This is a genomic window from Flavobacterium sp. PLA-DH12, assembly GCF_059511845.1.
Genome location: NZ_JCAMPD010000007.1, coordinates 296,137 through 314,009 on the forward strand (window position 1 = coordinate 296,137; position 17,873 = coordinate 314,009).

The 17,873-nt window shown below is 35.3% G+C and carries 16 protein-coding genes and 1 rRNA gene; 5 read left to right on the forward strand and 12 right to left on the reverse strand.

Going from position 1 to position 17,873, the window contains the following annotated elements:
- Nucleotides 1-16 precede the first annotated feature (16 nt).
- The gene (locus AC5ZCW_RS15755; RefSeq protein WP_132989572.1) at nucleotides 17-790 is read left to right on the forward strand and encodes an XRE family transcriptional regulator; all 774 of its coding nucleotides are present in this window, start codon (nucleotides 17-19) and stop codon (nucleotides 788-790) included.
- Between the two features lie 102 nt (nucleotides 791-892).
- On the opposite strand, the gene AC5ZCW_RS15760 is transcribed toward AC5ZCW_RS15755, so the two are convergent.
- From AC5ZCW_RS15760 to AC5ZCW_RS15815, 12 genes are all read right to left on the reverse strand, one after another.
- Entirely contained in the window at nucleotides 893-1,654 is a 762-nt protein-coding gene (locus AC5ZCW_RS15760) for a phosphatase PAP2 family protein (RefSeq protein ID WP_343542671.1), read from the reverse strand.
- Nucleotides 1,655-1,793: 139 nt separating this feature from the next.
- A complete protein-coding gene (locus tag AC5ZCW_RS15765; protein WP_496120786.1) occupies nucleotides 1,794-2,087 on the reverse strand; it encodes a type II toxin-antitoxin system RelE/ParE family toxin in 294 nt (97 codons plus the stop codon).
- Complete coding sequence (locus AC5ZCW_RS15770) at nucleotides 2,069-2,305, reverse strand: hypothetical protein (RefSeq protein WP_111376112.1); 237 nt, start codon at nucleotides 2,303-2,305, stop codon at nucleotides 2,069-2,071. Before AC5ZCW_RS15770 ends, AC5ZCW_RS15765 begins: the two co-directional genes overlap by 19 nt.
- 59 nt (nucleotides 2,306-2,364) lie before the next feature.
- Nucleotides 2,365-4,080: a sensor histidine kinase gene (locus tag AC5ZCW_RS15775; protein ID WP_496120787.1), complete on the reverse strand. Its 1,716-nt coding sequence runs from the start codon at nucleotides 4,078-4,080 to the stop codon at nucleotides 2,365-2,367.
- Nucleotides 4,081-4,156: 76 nt separating this feature from the next.
- Nucleotides 4,157-5,281 carry a sensor protein KdpD gene (locus AC5ZCW_RS15780; RefSeq protein WP_496120788.1) on the reverse strand — a complete coding sequence of 375 codons (1,125 nt, stop codon included), beginning with the start codon at nucleotides 5,279-5,281 and terminating at the stop codon, nucleotides 4,157-4,159.
- A 146-nt stretch (nucleotides 5,282-5,427) separates the two neighbouring features.
- A complete protein-coding gene (locus tag AC5ZCW_RS15785; protein ID WP_496120789.1) occupies nucleotides 5,428-6,507 on the reverse strand; it encodes a porin in 1,080 nt (359 codons plus the stop codon).
- A gap of 368 nt (nucleotides 6,508-6,875) precedes the next feature.
- Nucleotides 6,876-7,427 (reverse strand): K(+)-transporting ATPase subunit C, encoded by a 552-nt coding sequence (locus tag AC5ZCW_RS15790; protein ID WP_496120790.1) that lies wholly within the window; start codon nucleotides 7,425-7,427, stop codon nucleotides 6,876-6,878.
- A 164-nt stretch (nucleotides 7,428-7,591) separates the two neighbouring features.
- Complete coding sequence (kdpB, locus tag AC5ZCW_RS15795) at nucleotides 7,592-9,649, reverse strand: potassium-transporting ATPase subunit KdpB (RefSeq protein ID WP_496120791.1); 2,058 nt, start codon at nucleotides 9,647-9,649, stop codon at nucleotides 7,592-7,594.
- Nucleotides 9,650-9,971: 322 nt separating this feature from the next.
- Complete coding sequence (gene kdpA / locus AC5ZCW_RS15800) at nucleotides 9,972-11,693, reverse strand: potassium-transporting ATPase subunit KdpA (protein WP_496120792.1); 1,722 nt, start codon at nucleotides 11,691-11,693, stop codon at nucleotides 9,972-9,974.
- A 105-nt stretch (nucleotides 11,694-11,798) separates the two neighbouring features.
- Nucleotides 11,799-11,876, reverse strand: a complete 78-nt coding sequence (gene kdpF / locus AC5ZCW_RS15805; RefSeq protein WP_343543137.1) for a K(+)-transporting ATPase subunit F — start codon at nucleotides 11,874-11,876, stop codon at nucleotides 11,799-11,801.
- A 182-nt stretch (nucleotides 11,877-12,058) separates the two neighbouring features.
- Nucleotides 12,059-12,340, reverse strand: a complete 282-nt coding sequence (locus AC5ZCW_RS15810) for a DUF7674 family protein (RefSeq protein WP_343542651.1) — start codon at nucleotides 12,338-12,340, stop codon at nucleotides 12,059-12,061.
- Between the two features lie 352 nt (nucleotides 12,341-12,692).
- Entirely contained in the window at nucleotides 12,693-14,036 is a 1,344-nt protein-coding gene (locus AC5ZCW_RS15815) for a sigma-54-dependent transcriptional regulator (RefSeq protein WP_496120793.1), read from the reverse strand.
- A 167-nt stretch (nucleotides 14,037-14,203) separates the two neighbouring features.
- Between AC5ZCW_RS15815 and AC5ZCW_RS15820 the strand changes: the two genes are divergently transcribed.
- The 4 genes from AC5ZCW_RS15820 to AC5ZCW_RS15835 form a co-directional block, all read left to right on the forward strand.
- Nucleotides 14,204-15,418 (forward strand): polysaccharide deacetylase family protein, encoded by a 1,215-nt coding sequence (locus tag AC5ZCW_RS15820; RefSeq protein WP_496120794.1) that lies wholly within the window; start codon nucleotides 14,204-14,206, stop codon nucleotides 15,416-15,418.
- Nucleotides 15,419-15,513: 95 nt separating this feature from the next.
- Nucleotides 15,514-16,518 carry an LLM class flavin-dependent oxidoreductase gene (locus tag AC5ZCW_RS15825; RefSeq protein ID WP_343542646.1) on the forward strand — a complete coding sequence of 335 codons (1,005 nt, stop codon included), beginning with the start codon at nucleotides 15,514-15,516 and terminating at the stop codon, nucleotides 16,516-16,518.
- Nucleotides 16,519-16,988: 470 nt separating this feature from the next.
- Nucleotides 16,989-17,297 (forward strand): hypothetical protein, encoded by a 309-nt coding sequence (locus AC5ZCW_RS15830; protein WP_496120795.1) that lies wholly within the window; start codon nucleotides 16,989-16,991, stop codon nucleotides 17,295-17,297.
- Nucleotides 17,298-17,554: 257 nt separating this feature from the next.
- A 16S ribosomal RNA gene (locus AC5ZCW_RS15835) occupies nucleotides 17,555-17,873 on the forward strand; the annotation flags it as partial.

Genomic DNA, 17,873 nt, shown 5'->3' on the forward strand with positions numbered 1-17,873 from the left:
TTATAACAAATTAATTATGTCCTTATTTTCAGACAACATCAGAGCACTAAGGGTTAAGCATAAAATATCACAAGAAAAATTAGCTGAAAACCTAAGTATTACAAGAGGAAGATACGTGAAATACGAAGACGGAACTTCGGAAGCACCGTATGACATTTTAAAGAAGATTGCATTATATTTTCATATGAGTATCGACTTGATATTATCTGTCGATATCCGTAAAATTGATGTGCAAAATTTGATAAAACTAGAAGGCAACCGACTTATTTTACCCATTCAAGTGGATAGTTTTGGAGAAAATTTTATTGAAATTGTATCTCAAAAAGCAAAAGCAGGTTACCTAAACGGATATGCCGACCCAGAATATATTGAAAGTTTACAGCAAATTACACTTCCGTTTTTAGGCCCTGGAAAACACCGCGGATTTCCCGTTGAAGGCGATTCAATGCCTCCGCACGAAGATGGTTCGATTATTATTGGCCGTTACGTAGAAAAGCTAGGAGAGGTGATGGACGGCAAAACCTATATTCTGATTACTAAAAGTGAAGGAATGGTGTATAAACGTCTCAATAAAAACAAAAAAAACAGTTTGGTCTTAGAGTCTGATAACAGCTTTTATCCGAATTATGAAGTGAAGGCTTCTGATATTCTCGAGATTTGGGAATACGAATGTAATATCGGCCGCTCGGATAAAAAACAAGAAACAACGGAAACTGGAGAGATGAAAGATTTACTTTTAGAATTGAAAAGGGAAGTTCGAGAGATTAAGAATAATACTTCGAATACGTAAAAAGAGTTTGCCACGAAGGCGCTAAGACACAAAGCTGTTCAAAAGAACTTAAAAAAACTTAAAAAAACTTTGTGTCTTAGTGCCTTTGTGGCAAAAAAAAAACTAAAAGACTTTAGCAAATCCCAAACCATATTGCTGTCCATTATAAAAAGGCATTATCATAGAAGTAGATTTATTTTCGGCTGATGATTTGAATAGCTTTTTAGTAATATACGGATTAATCCAATATGCAATTTTGGTGCTTAAAATTCCGATTCCCGCTCCGGCAGCGACATCGGTTAGCCAATGGCGATTGTTGTAGATTCTAAAAAGTCCTGTTCCAGTTGCAACGGCGTAACCTGCAATTCCGTACCAAATCGATTTGTCTTTGTATTCTTGATATAAAAATTCGGCTCCGGCAAAAGCAGTTGCAGTATGCCCAGAAGGAAAAGAATTATTAGAACTTCCATCTGGTCTTTCTTCATGCACAATCGATTTTAAGCTTAAAACCGTTGTTGCCATAATGATATACGAAGTTGCAAATATGACCGAACGATCACGCATGTTATTTTTTCCTTCTACTCCAAAAGCATTCAAAGCATAAACAGAGGCAGCAGGTGCATATTGAGAGAAGTCATCAATAGTAATTTTGTTGTCAATATCCTCAGTAACCTCATTTTGGATTTGATGATTAAAACTTAGGAGCTGATCATTTCCAATTCCAATTATGCCATAACCAATTAAAACCGATGGAATAATTAGCTGTTTGTAATTGAATTTCAAATGATTTGACGTACTGTCAATTTTTGCAATAGAATCATTTTGCTGCGCAATGGCAGAAAAGAATCCGAAAAAAAATAGAAGGAAAATCGCTTTGTAGAACATTTTTGTGGCTGTTATATTTTACAAATTAACGAATGTTTTGAACCTAGTATTTTGTGCTTAATTGAACCTTAAGCGAACTTTAATTTGTTGGGTTTAAATAAGGTAATTGGATTAAGATTGGCTAAATAAGAGCCTTATTTTATTTTCTTTTTTCAGGATTTTGACGATTGTCCCAAAAAGATAATATTTCTATTTGATTGTTATTAATTTCATAAAAAATCAAATAAATTTTCATTGGAATAACACGAGTGATTTTATTAGAAGTAAGTCTTCCAATAAACTCATTATTAGAAAGAGTTTCTAATAAATCTTCAACTTCTTCAAGAATTTTTAAGCTGTAATCAGAATTTCCATTCCTGAAAACATAAAACTCAAGAACATTTGAAAATTCAAGTTTAGCAAGATCAGACCAGATTATTTCTTTTTTAGCCATTCTCTCATCTCTGAAATTACATCTTCATTTTTATGAAATTCGCCATTTTTTATCTGATTTCGGCTTGTTTCGATAGAAGATTGTTGTTCAGCATTTAATTCATATAATGACTGTTCTGAAGAATCAAAAATAGTTTGAAGTGCTTTCAAAAAATTCATGTCTTTAGAATCTCTAATTCTGGAGATCAAATTTTCTTTTATTTGCGCTGTCATGTCCATATAAAATTCTTTTTAATACTCAAAATTAAAGATTTATTTTCAAAATACTGTTAAATAATTTATACTTTCAACGAAAACCAAAACGTACTTCCCAATCCCAAATTACTCTCAACACCAACACTTCCATTTTGAGCTTCAATAAACTCTTTGCTAATTGCCAAGCCCAATCCTGTTCCGGATTTCTGACTTCCTGGAACTTGAAAATATTTATCGAAAACCTTGTCTTTATATCTTGTGTCAATTCCTTTTCCGGTGTCGATAACTTGAAAAACCATTTGACTATTTTCTTCTTTTAATTTAATGAGAACCGTACTTTTTTCAGACGAATATCTGATGGCATTAGATAAATAATTAATTAAAACCCAGCCTGTTTTTTCGGCATCGGCTTTTACATTTTTGAGGTTTTCATCGGCATCAACAACTAACTGAATCTGTTTTTGATCTGCCTGAACCTTTACTGCTTCCACAGCATATTTCACAATTTCGTGAGGATTGCTTTTTCCAATATTCAACTGAATATTTCCAGTTTCCAATTGCGATAAATTCAGTAATTCGCCTGTAATTTTCAATAAGCGCTGACTGTCATCTTTTATGCTTTCAACCAGTTGTTTCTGGTCGTTGTTCATGTCGCCTGTTTTTCCGTTTTCAAGCAATTGGAGACTTAATTTTATAGAAGCAATCGGCGTTTTTAATTCGTGTGAAACGGTGGCAATGAAATTCGTTTTAGCAAAATCCAATTCTTTAAAAAGTGTAATATTTCGTAAAATAATTACGTCACCAATATTAATTTCTTTTTCTTCGCCAGTTGGTGTTATGGTTATGTTGTGAATCTCTTTTTCGAAATAACTCTCTTTTCCGTGAGCGAAAATTTTGAGAGGCTGTTTTTTCGGAGTTTCACTTTCTTTTAGAATCAAAGAACGAATTAAATCATTAGAAACCGCCAATTCAGCAGCGGGTTTTCCAATAATATCTTCGGATTTTAGACCAATAATTTTCAGCGCTTCATCATTCACAAACAAAACAATTCCTTCGTTATCCAAACCAATAATGGGATCATTCATATTATTGATTAGGGTTTCCAGTCTTTTTTTCTCAAAAAGAAGTTTATAAACATTGCTATCATGATATTCTTCAAGTTTTTGCGCCATCGTATTGAATGATTTTGCAAGATCACCAAATTCGCTATGGCTCGTAAAATGAACTCTTTCAGAATAATTTTTATTCGCAATTTCTTTAATACTCAGCGTTAATTCTCTAATCGGGTTGGCAATATTATTAGGCAGATTGACCAATAAATTAAAAGCAATCAGAAAGCATAAAGTTCCTACAATGGCAATCGACAAATTGGCTGTTTCAGCCGAATGTTTGGCAATATCGCTTTTCTGTTTTATGGCATCCAGATTTAGTTTCATAATCGCAAAAATATCCTGACGAATCTGTATTTTTATAGTTTCGTTAGAATTGTTTTTGGACAGAAGAGCAAAACTCGTTTTAAGTTTTTCAGTAGCTTGTTTTTCGCCTGGTTCAGTAATATTTTGAGTCTGTTTTTCGAGATTTTCCTCAAAACTCTGAATCGTTTCTGTTGAACCCGATTTCATTCCATCCAAAGCAAAAATCATATTTCTAGAATATTCCAAAGTATTGTAATTGGATTTCAGAATATTCTCGGTGTCCTGCTTAATCAGAAAAACAGAATAAGCACTCACTAACGAAAGAATGATGATCATTAAAAATAATAATCCAACACCCAGATTCAATTTGGTTTTAATTCTCATATTTTATTTTTTGTGTGAAATGTTGTTTGTAAAAGGTGAAATGAAAAATAACATCTTACATCTCACATAAAACATTTTACGATAATATCACAAGATCAACATTAGATAAAGACAGTTTGTTTAGCAAACGCCTAAAAATTGTTGTAGACAAAATTACTTTAAACAAATTAAAATGTGGTTTTCCGATGCACACAGTTGTAATTTGTTTTTCTTCTACTGTTTTCAAAATAGCATCTGTAATATTTGAATCTTCCAATTTAATAACCTCCGCGCCTAATTGCACGGCGAGTTTAAAGTTATTAATTAAATGCCTTTGTTTGTCCAAAGCAATTTTATTACTGCTTTCCTGCGGAGTTTCCACATACAAAACATACCACAATCCGTTATAATAACTGGAGAGTCTTGCTGTTTTTCTAATTACAATTTTAGCCGTTTTATCATTACTGCTAATGCAGGCCAACAATTTCTCATGTCGTAAAGCATGAAGATTCGGAACTTCATTTTCAACTTTTCGAACGACCTGACTCGCTACTTCTTTCAAAGCCAATTCTCGAAGCTGTAAAATCTGTTCTGATTTAAAAAAGTTCGTCAAAGCCGTCTGAATTTTATCCGGAGTATAAATTTTTCCTTCTTTCAGACGCGCAATCAAATCTTCAGATGTCAAATCGATATTCACGACTTCATCCGCCAATCGCAAAACATTGTCCGGAATACGTTCCTGAACATCAATGTTTGTAATCCGTTTTACATCTTCATTTAAACTCTCAATATGTTGAATATTCACGGCTGAAATCACATTAATCCCAGCTTCCAAAATCTCTAAAACATCTTGCCAGCGTTTTTCGTTTTTGCTTCCCTCAACATTTGTATGTGCCAATTCATCAACAATAACCACTTCCGGACGAAGATTGATTATCGCCTGAACATCCAATTCTTCCAATTCTTTTCCTTTATAAAAAATAGTCCGCCTTGGAATAATCGGCAAACCCGCTAATAATTCATGCGTTTCCTTTCGCATGTGCGTTTCGATGTAACCAATTTTCACATCGATTCCGTTTTTCAATAACGAATGCGCTTCCTGAAGCATACGAAAAGTCTTTCCCACACCGGCACTCATTCCAATGTAGATTTTAAACTTTCCCTTTCGTGATTTCTGAATTAAATCGAGAAAGTGCTGTGCGTTATTATTTTCGTTTTCCATATTTTTTGCCACGAAGGCGCTAAGTCACAAAGTCTTTATTTTTTTTAGCCACGAATTCACGAATTTTTATTTAAAAGAATTCGTGAATTCGTGGCGAATAAATTAGCACAAAAAAATCCTTTTAATCTGTGGCAAGAAATACTCCCCTAAAAACTAATCGTCAAGGAAGTCGTTACAAACGTATTCGTATCCGTTGGGAGATTGTCTTTATTGGTGAAGATTTCGTCTTTACTTGAAAGATTTCTTGCTTCAATTCTAAACATAACATTATCAGTAACTAAGTAATCAAAGTTAGCCGAAAAACCGTAAGTTTTAAAACCATTTGGCGTTTCAGTCGCGATGATTACACCTTTTTCATCACTATAATATTCACCTCGTACTGCAAGCTGAATCTTGTCAACTAGTTTGTATTGCAGAATCAAAACGGGCGAAAACCAAGTGTCATATTTGTTGCTTCCTTTAGCCGATTGCTGAGATCCAATATCAAAACCAGCCGTAATATTTGTCTTTTCCGTTACCTTAAACTGTCCGTAAAAGTTGTTGAAATAACGCCATTTTTTGTCAATATCCGGCTGTTCATTTCCAACATAAGTGCTCCAGTTCAAAACCACTTTGTAAGACGGTTTGTAAGTGATTTGAGTTCCAAAAGCAGGCGTTTGATTGCCTTCAACTTTTTCAATTCTCTGCCAGCCGTTTAAGTACATTCCGGCTAAATACCATTCTCCAGATTCAGACGTATAACCAATTTTAACTCCCGTTTCGTAATAAGGAGAATTCTCAGCCAGAATACTTCTCGTTAAAGTCTGACAGTCTTTTCCAATCGCACTCTCAAAACCAATATGCGACGGCATAATTCCAGCATCAATCCATAAATTATGGTTTTTCGAAATCTTTACACCAACATTCGCTTCATAAACATTTTTCAATAAACCTTGTTCAGCCGACATATTATATTCGGCATAAGTTCCCGCCATCAGCGCAAAATTCCCTCGAATATTTTCTTTCTCATAATTCACTTTCGCCATTCCCAAATTCAGGTTTACCTCGTTGCTTTTATTATAACTGTAAAAAAAGTTTGGCCGTGTATGATTTTCAGGTTTCCCGAAATCATAGCTATAATAAGCGTCAACATATCCTGAAAATGTCAATGGACTTTTAGATTCTTCTTGTGCGTGTAAATTGCTATAACCAAAAGCGATTAAAGCAGTAAGTATTATTTTTTTCATTTTTGTGGTATTCAATTATTTATTAAGTAGATTTTTTAGGAGCTAATCCCGCTATCCGTTTCAATCTTTTCCTGGCTAAAGAAGCCAGAAAAAGGATTTCCACTACTATCGGGGCTAGGGCATTTGGGGTAAAAAGGCGTTTTCGTTTCCTGCAAGGTTTCCAAAACCTTGTAGGTATTAATTATAAGTTTCAGTTTACGCTCTGTTTGTCATTCCGAGAAACAAGGAATCTCCGCAAGAAACTCCGTATAGAAATTCGCCAATCTTTGTCGAGCTACTCGTGGAGATTCCTTGTTTCTCGGAATGACAAAAATGCGCAAAGAGAAAACTTAGAATCTTAGAACCTTAGCGACTTAGCATCTTTGGAATTAGCGAAGCGCATCCAAGGCTACATTCAATTCCAAAACATTAACTGTTTCCGGACCAACAACAGCAGAATTAATTTTAGATTCAACCAAAGCTTTTACTTTAGCTTCGTCCAGTTTTCTTTCTTTAGCAATTCGTTTTACCTGAATCAAAGCGCCTTGCGGAGAAATATTCGGATCTAAACCACTTCCTGAAGCCGTAACCATATCTGATGGAATATCAGATTTTTTCAAATAAGGATGAACCAATAAAAGCGTATCAATTCTTTTTTGAACTAGAGCTAAATAATCAGGGTTGCTCGGACCTTTGTTACTTCCGGCACTTCCCGCCGCGTTATAATCAACAGCCGAAGGTCTTCCCCAGAAATAATTCGACTTATCGAATTTCTGACCAATTTTTTGGTAACCAACCACTTTTCCGTTAACCAAAATAGTTTCTCCTTTTCCTTGATTTGGAGCCAATTGTGCAATTCCGTAAATCGCTAAAGGATAAATAACTGCGAACAAGATTAAAGTAGCCACAGTAAGTTTTATTATAGAAAATAGATTTTTCATTTTTTTGAAGATTCTAAGGGACTAAGTTGCTAAGGTTCTAAGTTTTTTTTCAGAAGCTTAACAATTTAAAGTCTGTGTTTTTTATTTGAGTTTTTAAAGATTCCTGAATTTTACGATTCTAAGAGAAAAACCTTAGTCCCTTAGAATCTTAGCATCTTAGAACCTTACATAAAAAGTGCTACCAGCAAATCAATTACCTTGATTCCGATAAATGGAACAATCAATCCACCAAGACCATAAATTAAAAGGTTTCTTTTAAGGATTGCACTTGCTCCAATTGGACGATAATCAACACCTTTCAGTGCAAGCGGAATCAATATCGGAATGATAATCGCGTTGAAAATTACAGCCGATAAAATTGCACTTTCAGGACTATGCAAATGCATGATATTTAAACCTTGCAACGCAGGAATCGCAGTAATAAAAAGTGCCGGAACAATAGCAAAATATTTCGCAACGTCATTTGCAATAGAAAAAGTAGTTAAAGTACCTCGAGTCATTAAAAGCTGTTTTCCAATTTCAACAATCTCGATTAGTTTCGTTGGATCATTGTCAAGATCGACCATGTTTCCGGCTTCTTTTGCAGCTTGAGTTCCGCTGTTCATGGCAACTCCAACATTCGCCTGAGCAAGGGCAGGAGCATCATTTGTTCCGTCACCCATCATGGCAACCAATCTTCCTTCGGCCTGTTCTTTTCTAATGTAATTCATTTTATCCTCAGGTTTAGCCTCGGCAATAAAATCATCAACACCGGCAGCTTCTGCAATAAATTTAGCCGTAAGCGGATTATCTCCTGTAACCATAACTGTTTTGATTCCCATTCTTCGTAAGCGCTCAAAACGTTCTTTCATTCCGGTTTTAATAATATCCTGAAGTTCAATAACACCTTGAACTTCATTGTTTTTAATTACTACTAATGGAGTTCCTCCGTTCGATGAAATAGTGATTACTTGTTGCGCAGTATCTTCAGGGAAAGAATTTCCGGCTTGCTGTGCAATATTCTTCGCAGCATCCTGAGCACCTTTTCTAATGTTTGTTCCGTCTTTTAATACGACACCAGAAGTTCTGGTTTCTGCAGTAAATTTTATACTGTGTGAGATGTTTTCTGTAAGAAGTGAAATGTCTGACTGCATTTTACTATTTACATCTAACGTTTTACCAAGTTCGAGAATACTTTTCCCTTCCGGAGTATCATCAGCAAGCGAACTCAAAACAGCCGATTTCACAAAATCATCAAAAGAAATTCCTTTTGTTGGATAAAAATTGGTTGCTTTTCTGTTTCCAATTGTGATTGTTCCGGTTTTATCCAAAAGCAAAACATCAATATCTCCAGCAGTTTCAACCGCTTTACCCGATTTTGTAATCACATTAGCTCGTAAAGCTCTGTCCATTCCCGCAATCCCAATCGCAGAAAGCAATCCTCCAATTGTAGTTGGAATCAAACAAACGAACAAAGCAATGAAAGCCGCAATCGTGATGGGGGCGTTGGCATAGTCGGCAAACGGTTTTAGCGTAACGCATACAATCACGAAAATTAAAGTAAATGCGGCTAATAAAATGGTTAAGGCAATTTCGTTTGGTGTTTTCTGACGGCTCGCACCTTCAACCAAAGAAATCATTTTATCTAAAAAGCTTTCGCCAGGTTCAGAAGTTACTTTTACTTTAATTTTATCAGATAATACTTTTGTCCCTCCGGTTACAGAAGATTTATCTCCGCCAGCTTCGCGGATTACAGGAGCACTTTCTCCGGTAATGGCACTTTCGTCGATTGTTGCCAGACCTTCGATAATTTCACCATCAGCAGCAATTAAATCGCCAGCTTCGCAAACGAAAATATCGTCTTTTTTCAATGCCGAAGAGCTGATGTTTTTGATTTCTCCGTTTGGCAGAATCTGTCTTGCAGGAGTTTCTTCTCTTGTTTTTCTTAAACTATCGGCTTGTGCTTTTCCTCTCGCTTCGGCAATAGCTTCGGCAAAATTGGCAAATAAAAGCGTTGCCAGTAAAATCAAGAAAACAATTAAGTTATAAGTAAAACTTCCTTGGTCATTTGCGCCCATTAAGATCGAAACGCAGACAGCAAACATAATTGCGGTTCCAATTTCTACGGTAAACATTACCGGATTTTTGATCATCATTTTGGGATTCAGTTTGACAAAAGACTGCACTAAGGCTTCTTTTACCTGTTTACTTTCAAACAATGATGTGGATTTATTAGTTGTCATTTTTTATATATTTTGTTTGGCTGAATAGTTTTTAAACACATAGAGACATAGTTTTTCGGATTGAGATTAAGGCGTTTCACTTGCATAAAAACACATAGTTGTATTTGATAAACATAGCCAGCGGTTTCAACCGCTGGAACGCAACGTATATCACAATCTGTGTTACCGCCATCCGTGTCCCTGTGGTTGAAACCACGGGCTATATTAAAATAGCAATGAACGATTTGTTATTTCAGCTATGTGTGAAAACGAGTTTTCTTTTTATTCTTTTTTTATAGATTTAAATTCTATGTTTCTATGTGTTTAAATTATCTAGCATTTTTTATTTTAGTGTAAAATACTCTGCTAAAGGCCCAAGTGCCAGCGCTGGGAAGAATGATAAAGCAGCAATAATTGCGATTACGGCAAAAGTCATGATTCCGAAAATTGAGGTATCCGTTTTTAAAGTTCCTGCACTCTCTGGAATGTATTTTTTACCTGCCAATAAACCTGCAATTGCCAATGGACCAATGATTGGAATAAAACGACTTAGCAACAATACAATTCCAGTTGTAATATTCCAAAACGGATTATTATCTCCCAAACCTTCAAAACCAGAACCATTGTTAGCGGCGCTCGAAGTATATTCGTATAACATTTCAGAAAATCCGTGATTACCAGGATTATTTAACCAGCCAGTTGCATTTCCGTTAAACCAATAACCCATTGCAGTATCATGCGCAGCAAAATATGACGCTAAAGCAGTTCCTGCTAAAATCAATAAAGGATGAAGAATGGCGATAAAAGCCGCAATTTTAACTTCCCGCGCTTCGATTTTCTTGCCTAAAAATTCGGGAGTTCGACCAACCATTAATCCCGAGATAAATACAGCCAGAATAATGAAAATGTAGTAGTTCAAAATACCAACACCGCATCCGCCATAAAAGGCATTTACCATCATCGATAATAATTGCATAGCACCAGAAATAGGCATAGAACTATCGTGCATACTATTTACAGAACCTGTAGAAATTACCGTTGTAGCAATACTCCAGAATCCTGAAATTGCTGGGCCAAACCGAACTTCTTTTCCTTCCATCGCTCCGGTTGCTTGTGCGATACCCATTTTTTCGATGGCAGGATTTCCGTTGATTTCACTCATAACGGTTGGAACAACCAAGAGTAAAAATCCAACTGTCATTACACCAAAAATAATATTGGATAATTTTCTTTTGTTGAGGTAAAATCCAAGAGCAAAAATCATCGCAAACGGAATAATCATTTGGGCCCAAAGTTCAACTCCGTTAGTAAAATAAGTTGGGTTTTCTAATGGATGTGAGGAGTTGGCTCCAAAAAAACCACCACCATTTGTACCAATATGTTTAATCGCAATAAACGCTGCTGCTGGTCCGCGAGAAACTTCTACGTGATCACCTTGTAGTGTTGTAATGGCATCTTTACCTTCAAAAGTCATCGGAGTTCCGCTAAATACTAGTGCGATAGCCACAATTACTGAAAGCGGCAATAAAATACGAGTACAGCTTTTGATGAAATAATTATAAAAATTACCCAGTTTTTCTGTTGTTCTTTCTTTCATTGCTGTAAAAATCATGGCGGCCGCAGCCATTCCGATACCGGCAGAAACAAATTGAAGGAACATCAAGACGATTTGCGAAAGGTAAGAAACCCCACTTTCGCCTGAATAATGTTGTAAGTTACAATTGACTAAAAATGAAATAGCAGTGTTAAATGCCAGATCTGGCGTCATTGAAGGGTTGTTATCTGGATTAAGAGGTAAAGAACCCTGAAACAATAAGACAAAAAAGCAAAGAAAGAACCAAACCATATTGATACTCAAAAGTGCTTTTAAGTGTTGCTTCCAGTTCATTTCTTCAGCCGAATTAATACCGCTGATTTTAAAAATAAATTTTTCAATTGGATTGAAAATCGGGTCAAAAAGAGTTTTATCTCCTAAATAAACTTTAGCAATATATTTTCCTAAAGGAATCGCTAAAACAATAGTTACGATAAAAATACCAATGACGCCTAATAATTCTGTGTTCATAATTTTTATATTTTTTAGTGAAAAATGAGAGGTGATTTGTAAAATGAGTTGATGAATAAAATTTGCGTTTACATTTCACTTAAAGCATTTCACTTTTTACATGATTTAAAATTTTTCGGGTTTGATTAGTACATAAATCAAATACACGAAAACGGCGATTGAAATGATAAATAGTGTAGTCATGATTTAGATTTTTTCAAAGAATTCAATTGACAGAAAACAAATGGCAAACAGCACAACAGCTAATGCGAGTAAAAGAAAAGTGATCATAGGATAATTATTTTAGATTTTAGATTTGTAAATTGTAATTTGTAATTTGTGAAAAGTGATCAGTACATCTCACATCTCACAAACAACATTTCACATTAAACTCCCGAAGCATTAACCTGCTTAATATATTCCGCTTTAAGAGTTTGAGGGAAAAGATGTGAAATATTGCAGTTACGCATTTCCATAAAAGACGAAACCGAAAAAACGTATACGTTAGAAATTGCATTTTTAGTTTCGATGCTTCCAGTTATAAACAAACGTTCGGCAAGAGCTAGACATTTTTTCGCTCTGACGATATTTCCAGAAATAATAGATTTTTTGGTTATCTCAGCAAACCGTTCGGCTTGTTTGTAGATTGAGGTTACTTGATTTTTCATTTGGAATGAATTTTTAATGTTCTCTCTCCTTATGCCAAAATATGTTCCGAAATAATCAGGTTATGTGTAAAGTGTTGTGAATAAAAGGAATGTAGCTTTGTGCCAAAAATTAGGCATAAAAAAAGCCTATCATTTTGATAAGCTTTTCTCGTTTTGATATGTTATTTAAGCTTCGGAGAAGCGACATGTTTATAGAAAATAATGAAACCATGTTTATCAGAACCCCAGCGGGGTGACATATTTTTTTAGATTGTGTGGGTGCCACTCCGCTGGAGCTTTTAATAAATGCGGTTAAATTATGTTATAAATATGTCGCTTCTCTGAAGCTTTGAAAATTGATTTTTTGTAATTGTTATTGAATCCCATATTCCTCTAGCTTTCTATATAAGGTAGCAATCCCAATTTCTAATAATCGTGCCGTTTCAGCTTTATTTCCTTTTGTATAATTTAAAACTTTCTGAATATGCAATTTCTCAACACTCTGCATCGAGAAAGCCGACATGGGTTTTGAATTATTTTCAGTCTGATGTTGCATTTCATACGGCAGAACATCCGAAGTCAAAATATCTCCATTGCTCAAAATAACCGATCTTTCGATTACATTTTTAAGTTCACGAATATTTCCCGGCCAAGAATAGTTTTCCAGTTTTTGTAAAAAGTCATCTGCAATCTGTAATGCCTTTTTATTCGTTTTTTCAGAAAATTGCTTCACGTAATAATTGGCCAATAGCGGAATATCTTTAATTCTTTCTCTTAAAGAAGGCAGTTTAATTTCGAAGATATTCAAACGGAAATACAAATCAGAACGGAAACGATGTTCGTCGCTTTCTGTTTTTAAATCTCGGTTTGTAGCTGCAATTAATCTGAAATTTGATTTTTTAGGAGTCGTATCTCCAACTGGAATATATTCGCTTGTTTCTAAAACCCGCAATAATTTGGCTTGAAGATCAATTGGCATTTCACCAATTTCATCCAGAAATAAAGTTCCGCCGTTTGCTTCTTCAATAAAACCTTTTTTATCTTTTACAGCTCCCGTAAAAGCGCCTTGTTTATGACCAAAAAGTTCGCTTTCTAAAATTTCTTTTGTGAAAGTACTGCAGTTTAATGCCACAAAAGATTTCCCTGCACGATTACTGTTTTCATGAATTGCTTGTGCAAAAACTTCTTTTCCCGTTCCAGTTTCTCCCATAAGTAAAACAGTCGAATCGGTTTTGGCTACTTTTTGAGCCAAATCAATAACTTGTTCAATTCCTTTTGATTTTCCAATAATGGTATTGAAAGAATATTTATCATTGATTCGTTTTTCAAGCTGTTGAACTTTTTTCTGCAATTGTACTTTTTCTACGGCTTTATAAAGAAGCGGAATAATTTTATCGTTATCGTCGCCTTTTACAATATAATCGAAAGCACCATTTTTCATTGCTTGAACGCCGTCTGGAATATTTCCAAAAGCAGTCAGCAGAATAACTTCTGTCAAAGGAAAACTTCCTTTTATATTCTGAAGAAAATCAACACCATTTCCATCCGGCAGTTTTACATCACACAAAACGACGTCAATTTCGGTTTGTTCCAATTTCTTAAAACCCGATTTTAAATCTTTGGCTTCAAAAACTTCAAATCCTTCTGATTTTATAATTCTCGCTAGCAGACTTCTCAGTTTTTCTTCGTCGTCTATAATTAAAATTTTGTGTGTCATTTTGCAGATAAGCTAAAACCGAATTGGTGTTTTGATGTACAAATTTAGGCTTAAAATCTGTTCTCTTTTTTGATTCAGAACAAATTATTTTTAAGGACAGGATCAGTTTTAAAATATTTTTTCAAAAAGAAATGTACTTTTAGATCGTAAAAGAACCACTAAAATTTATGTCAAAACGAATTCTACTTATAATCGCTGTCGTAATCTTCGGAAGCTTTAATAGTTTTTCTAAAGGAATTATTCAAAAAGATTCTTCAAAATCAAAAACGATTTCATTCAAAATAAAATTAAAATCGGAAGAAAAAGTCAAAATTAAAGTTACTCCTTTAAAATACAACAAACATTTCGCTTATAGTTTTACGCTCGATGATGGATATCGGTCAGCATACTTAACTGCATTCCCATTATTGGATGGAGGAAAAATCAATAATTCATCCATTAACGAATGGAAAATTGATCAAGGCGGAGACGGAACAACTTCAAGTGGTCTTTATTATTCGGACGGAGTTGGAAATAAAATTCCGTTTAAATTGGCATTGGCTATTAATGGTGGCGCAATTCGAGATTTGCCAGAAAATCGTGGGCATCTTTCCTGGCCTGAAATCAAAGAAATGTATAACGCCGGTTGGGATATTTTAAACCATGGTTTTCATCATGCAACAAAACACGGAACAAATTATTTGGCTGAGGTAACCGAAAATACAACCTCAATAAAACAGAATCTTGATTTTGCAATGTCGCATTTTGTAGTTCCAGGTGGAGAAGGTGATGAGAAATATTATTTGGAATATGAAAAAGAGGCTTTGGCCAATGGAAATTTATCTGTTGCTTCTTATTACGGTGTAGGACCCGTTTTTAAAGTGGATTCAAAAATAGATTTAGATAAAATGATTTCTGCTCGAACTTTTGTTCAGAGTTCAAATGATACAATCACTTTTAAAACCATGGATCGTTATCTAAAAACTTTAGATTCGATTGTAAAACAGCCAAATCCAATTTGGTTTAACGAATTCACGCACGGAACGGGAAATACAAACTTGTGGAATTTAAGCATGCGTTTTCCAGATTTCAAATATTATATGACAACGCTTGCCAACAAATACGGAGAAAAAGGAAACGATTCTATTTGGATGGCGTCATGGCAAGAAGTTTACGAATATATTTGGTTAAGAGACCGAATAAAAATAGATTACAAGCAAAAAGGAAAAGATGTAGAAGTGAAAATTGTAATTCCTGAAATTCCTGAAGTATTTAGATATCGTGAAATTTCACTACTGATTGATGCTTCTTCAAAATTTGAAATAGAATCTGGCAAAGATTTAATTATTAAAGATGATGGTAAAACAAACCATAAACTAATTCATCTGAAATTGAAACAATAAACATTTGTAGCTACAAATATTATAATTCTATTAACATTAGAAAACAAAAAGCATTCGCATAAATGAGTTAATTTTGCATTTTAGCCTTAATTTATATGAAAAACCCAATTTCAGTCTCAATATTAGAGCTTGCGATTATCACTGAAGATAGTAATGCAACAGAAACATTCCAAAAAACAAAAGACATTGCGCAATTAGCCGATAAATTAGGATACAAAAGAATTTGGCTGGCAGAACATCACAATATGGCACACGTTGCAAGTACAGCGACGGTTGTTTTAATTGGATATGTAGCAAGTCAAACCCAGAATATTCGTGTAGGTTCTGGCGGAATCATGCTTCCAAATCATTCACCTTTGGTAGTAGCAGAACAATTTGGAACACTAGAAACTCTTTACCCCAACCGAATCGATTTAGGTTTAGGAAGAGCGCCAGGAACAGATCAGCCAACTGCTGAAGCGATTCGAAAAGACTTTTTCGAACAAGCACAGCGATTTCCGCAAAATGTAAGCAAGCTTCAAGAATACTTTTCATCTGAAAATGCTACAGGAAAAGTTCGTGCATTTCCAGCCGAAGGATTAAATGTGCCAATCTGGATTTTAGGGTCAAGTATGGACAGTGCTGCTTTAGCGGCGGCTTATGGATTGCCTTATGCTTTTGCAGGACACTTTGCGCCAAAACTAATGATCCAGGCATTTGAATTTTACAGAGAAAATTTCCAACCATCGGAGTATTTAGACAAACCCAAAACAATGGCGTGTGTAAATATCATCGCAGCAGATACAAATGAGGAAGCAGAATTACTATCTACAAGTTTGTATCAAATGTTCCTAAACCTAATTAGAAATGATCGCAAAGGTTTGCAGCCTCCTGTTTCGTCATTAGATGATATTATGAACGAAGCAGAACGTTTTCATGTGAATCAAATGACAGCAGGAACTTTTACAGGGAACAAAGAACAGCTAGTAGCCGATTTGAGAAAGTTTATTGACTATGCCCGAATTGACGAACTAATGGTGACAAGTCCAATCTTCGATCATCAGGCCAAGCTAAAAAGCATTCAAATTACTAAAGAGGTAATAGATGCTTTGAATGAATAAATACATATTATATATAGTATAGTTTTTTCTCTCTATTATATATAAGAGTAATTCTTATTTCGAACCCGATAGTTTTTTAAAATCTGTCGGGTTTATTTTTTATAGATATATATAAGGAGAAAAACTCGATTATTCTGCTAAGCACAGCTGTAGCGTTTTTGAATTGTAATGTGCCTTAATAAGGAGCTATTTCCCGCTATGCGCTTCAATCTTTTGCTTTTTAAAGAAAAAAGCAAAAGGATTTCCGCTCCTATCGGGGCTAGGGGCATCGGTTTTCAGAAGAAATGATGCGGGATGGAGATGAATCCTAAGCAGAATAGAGCCCAAAAAGGGAAAACTTGGCGCCTTTGCGCCTTTGCGGGATCAGAAAATGCATTTTAAGGAAGCCTTGAACCCTGTCTTTTTTCCGGAAAAGAGTGGATAAAGCCTAAAAACCCGATAAAATCTGCAGATGAAAACGTCCCAAAATCATGAAAACCGCGACGCAGTTCAGAAAAAAGCTACGGAGAGGCAAAAAAACTTCGGACTGTAAAGCGTCCGTTATCAGCGCGTTAAGAAAAAAGGCGAAAAAAGATCAAAAAAAGTTGCATAAAAGTATTGGAAAAGCGGAAAAAGGTTCTACTTTTGCACCCGCAACAGCGAAGGCGTTCATCGAAATACCGGCAGGAAGGAAGGATCTGAAGAAAAGAAATTTTCAGAAAAAAAAGATTCGGAAAAGCTTGCGAGATTCGGAAATGCTTTCTACATTTGCACCCCGCAAAACACGGAAAGTTCATTGATAGATTGGGAGAAGAATTGAGAGAATGAGGCGAAAAAAAAGCTTCAAATTTTTTTTAAGTTTTTCTTGCAGGAAACAAAAAGAAGTTTTAGTTTTGCACCCGCTTTGAGAGATAGGCGAAAGACAAAGAAATTACGTTCGTAGACATATTGAATTGACAGCCGTCCCGATTGATCGGGACAGAAATATAAGAGTAATGGAATCGAGAGATTCGAAAAAGAACCGATAGATATTCATCGCAAAATAATATTAAAATATACGATGAAGAGTTTGATCCTGGCTCAGGATGAACGCTAGCGGCAGGCTTAACACATGCAAGTCGAGGGGTAGAAGTCTTCGGACTTTGAGACCGGCGCACGGGTGCGTAACGCGTATGCAATCTGCCTTTCACAGAGGGATAGCCCAGAGAAATTTGGATTAATACCTCATAGCATTATGGAGTGGCATCACTTTATAATTAAAGTCACAACGGTGAAAGATGAGCATGCGTCCCATTAGCTAGTTGGTAAGGTAACGGCTTACCAAGGCAACGATGGGTAGGGGTCCTGAGAGGGAGATCCCCCACACTGGTACTGAG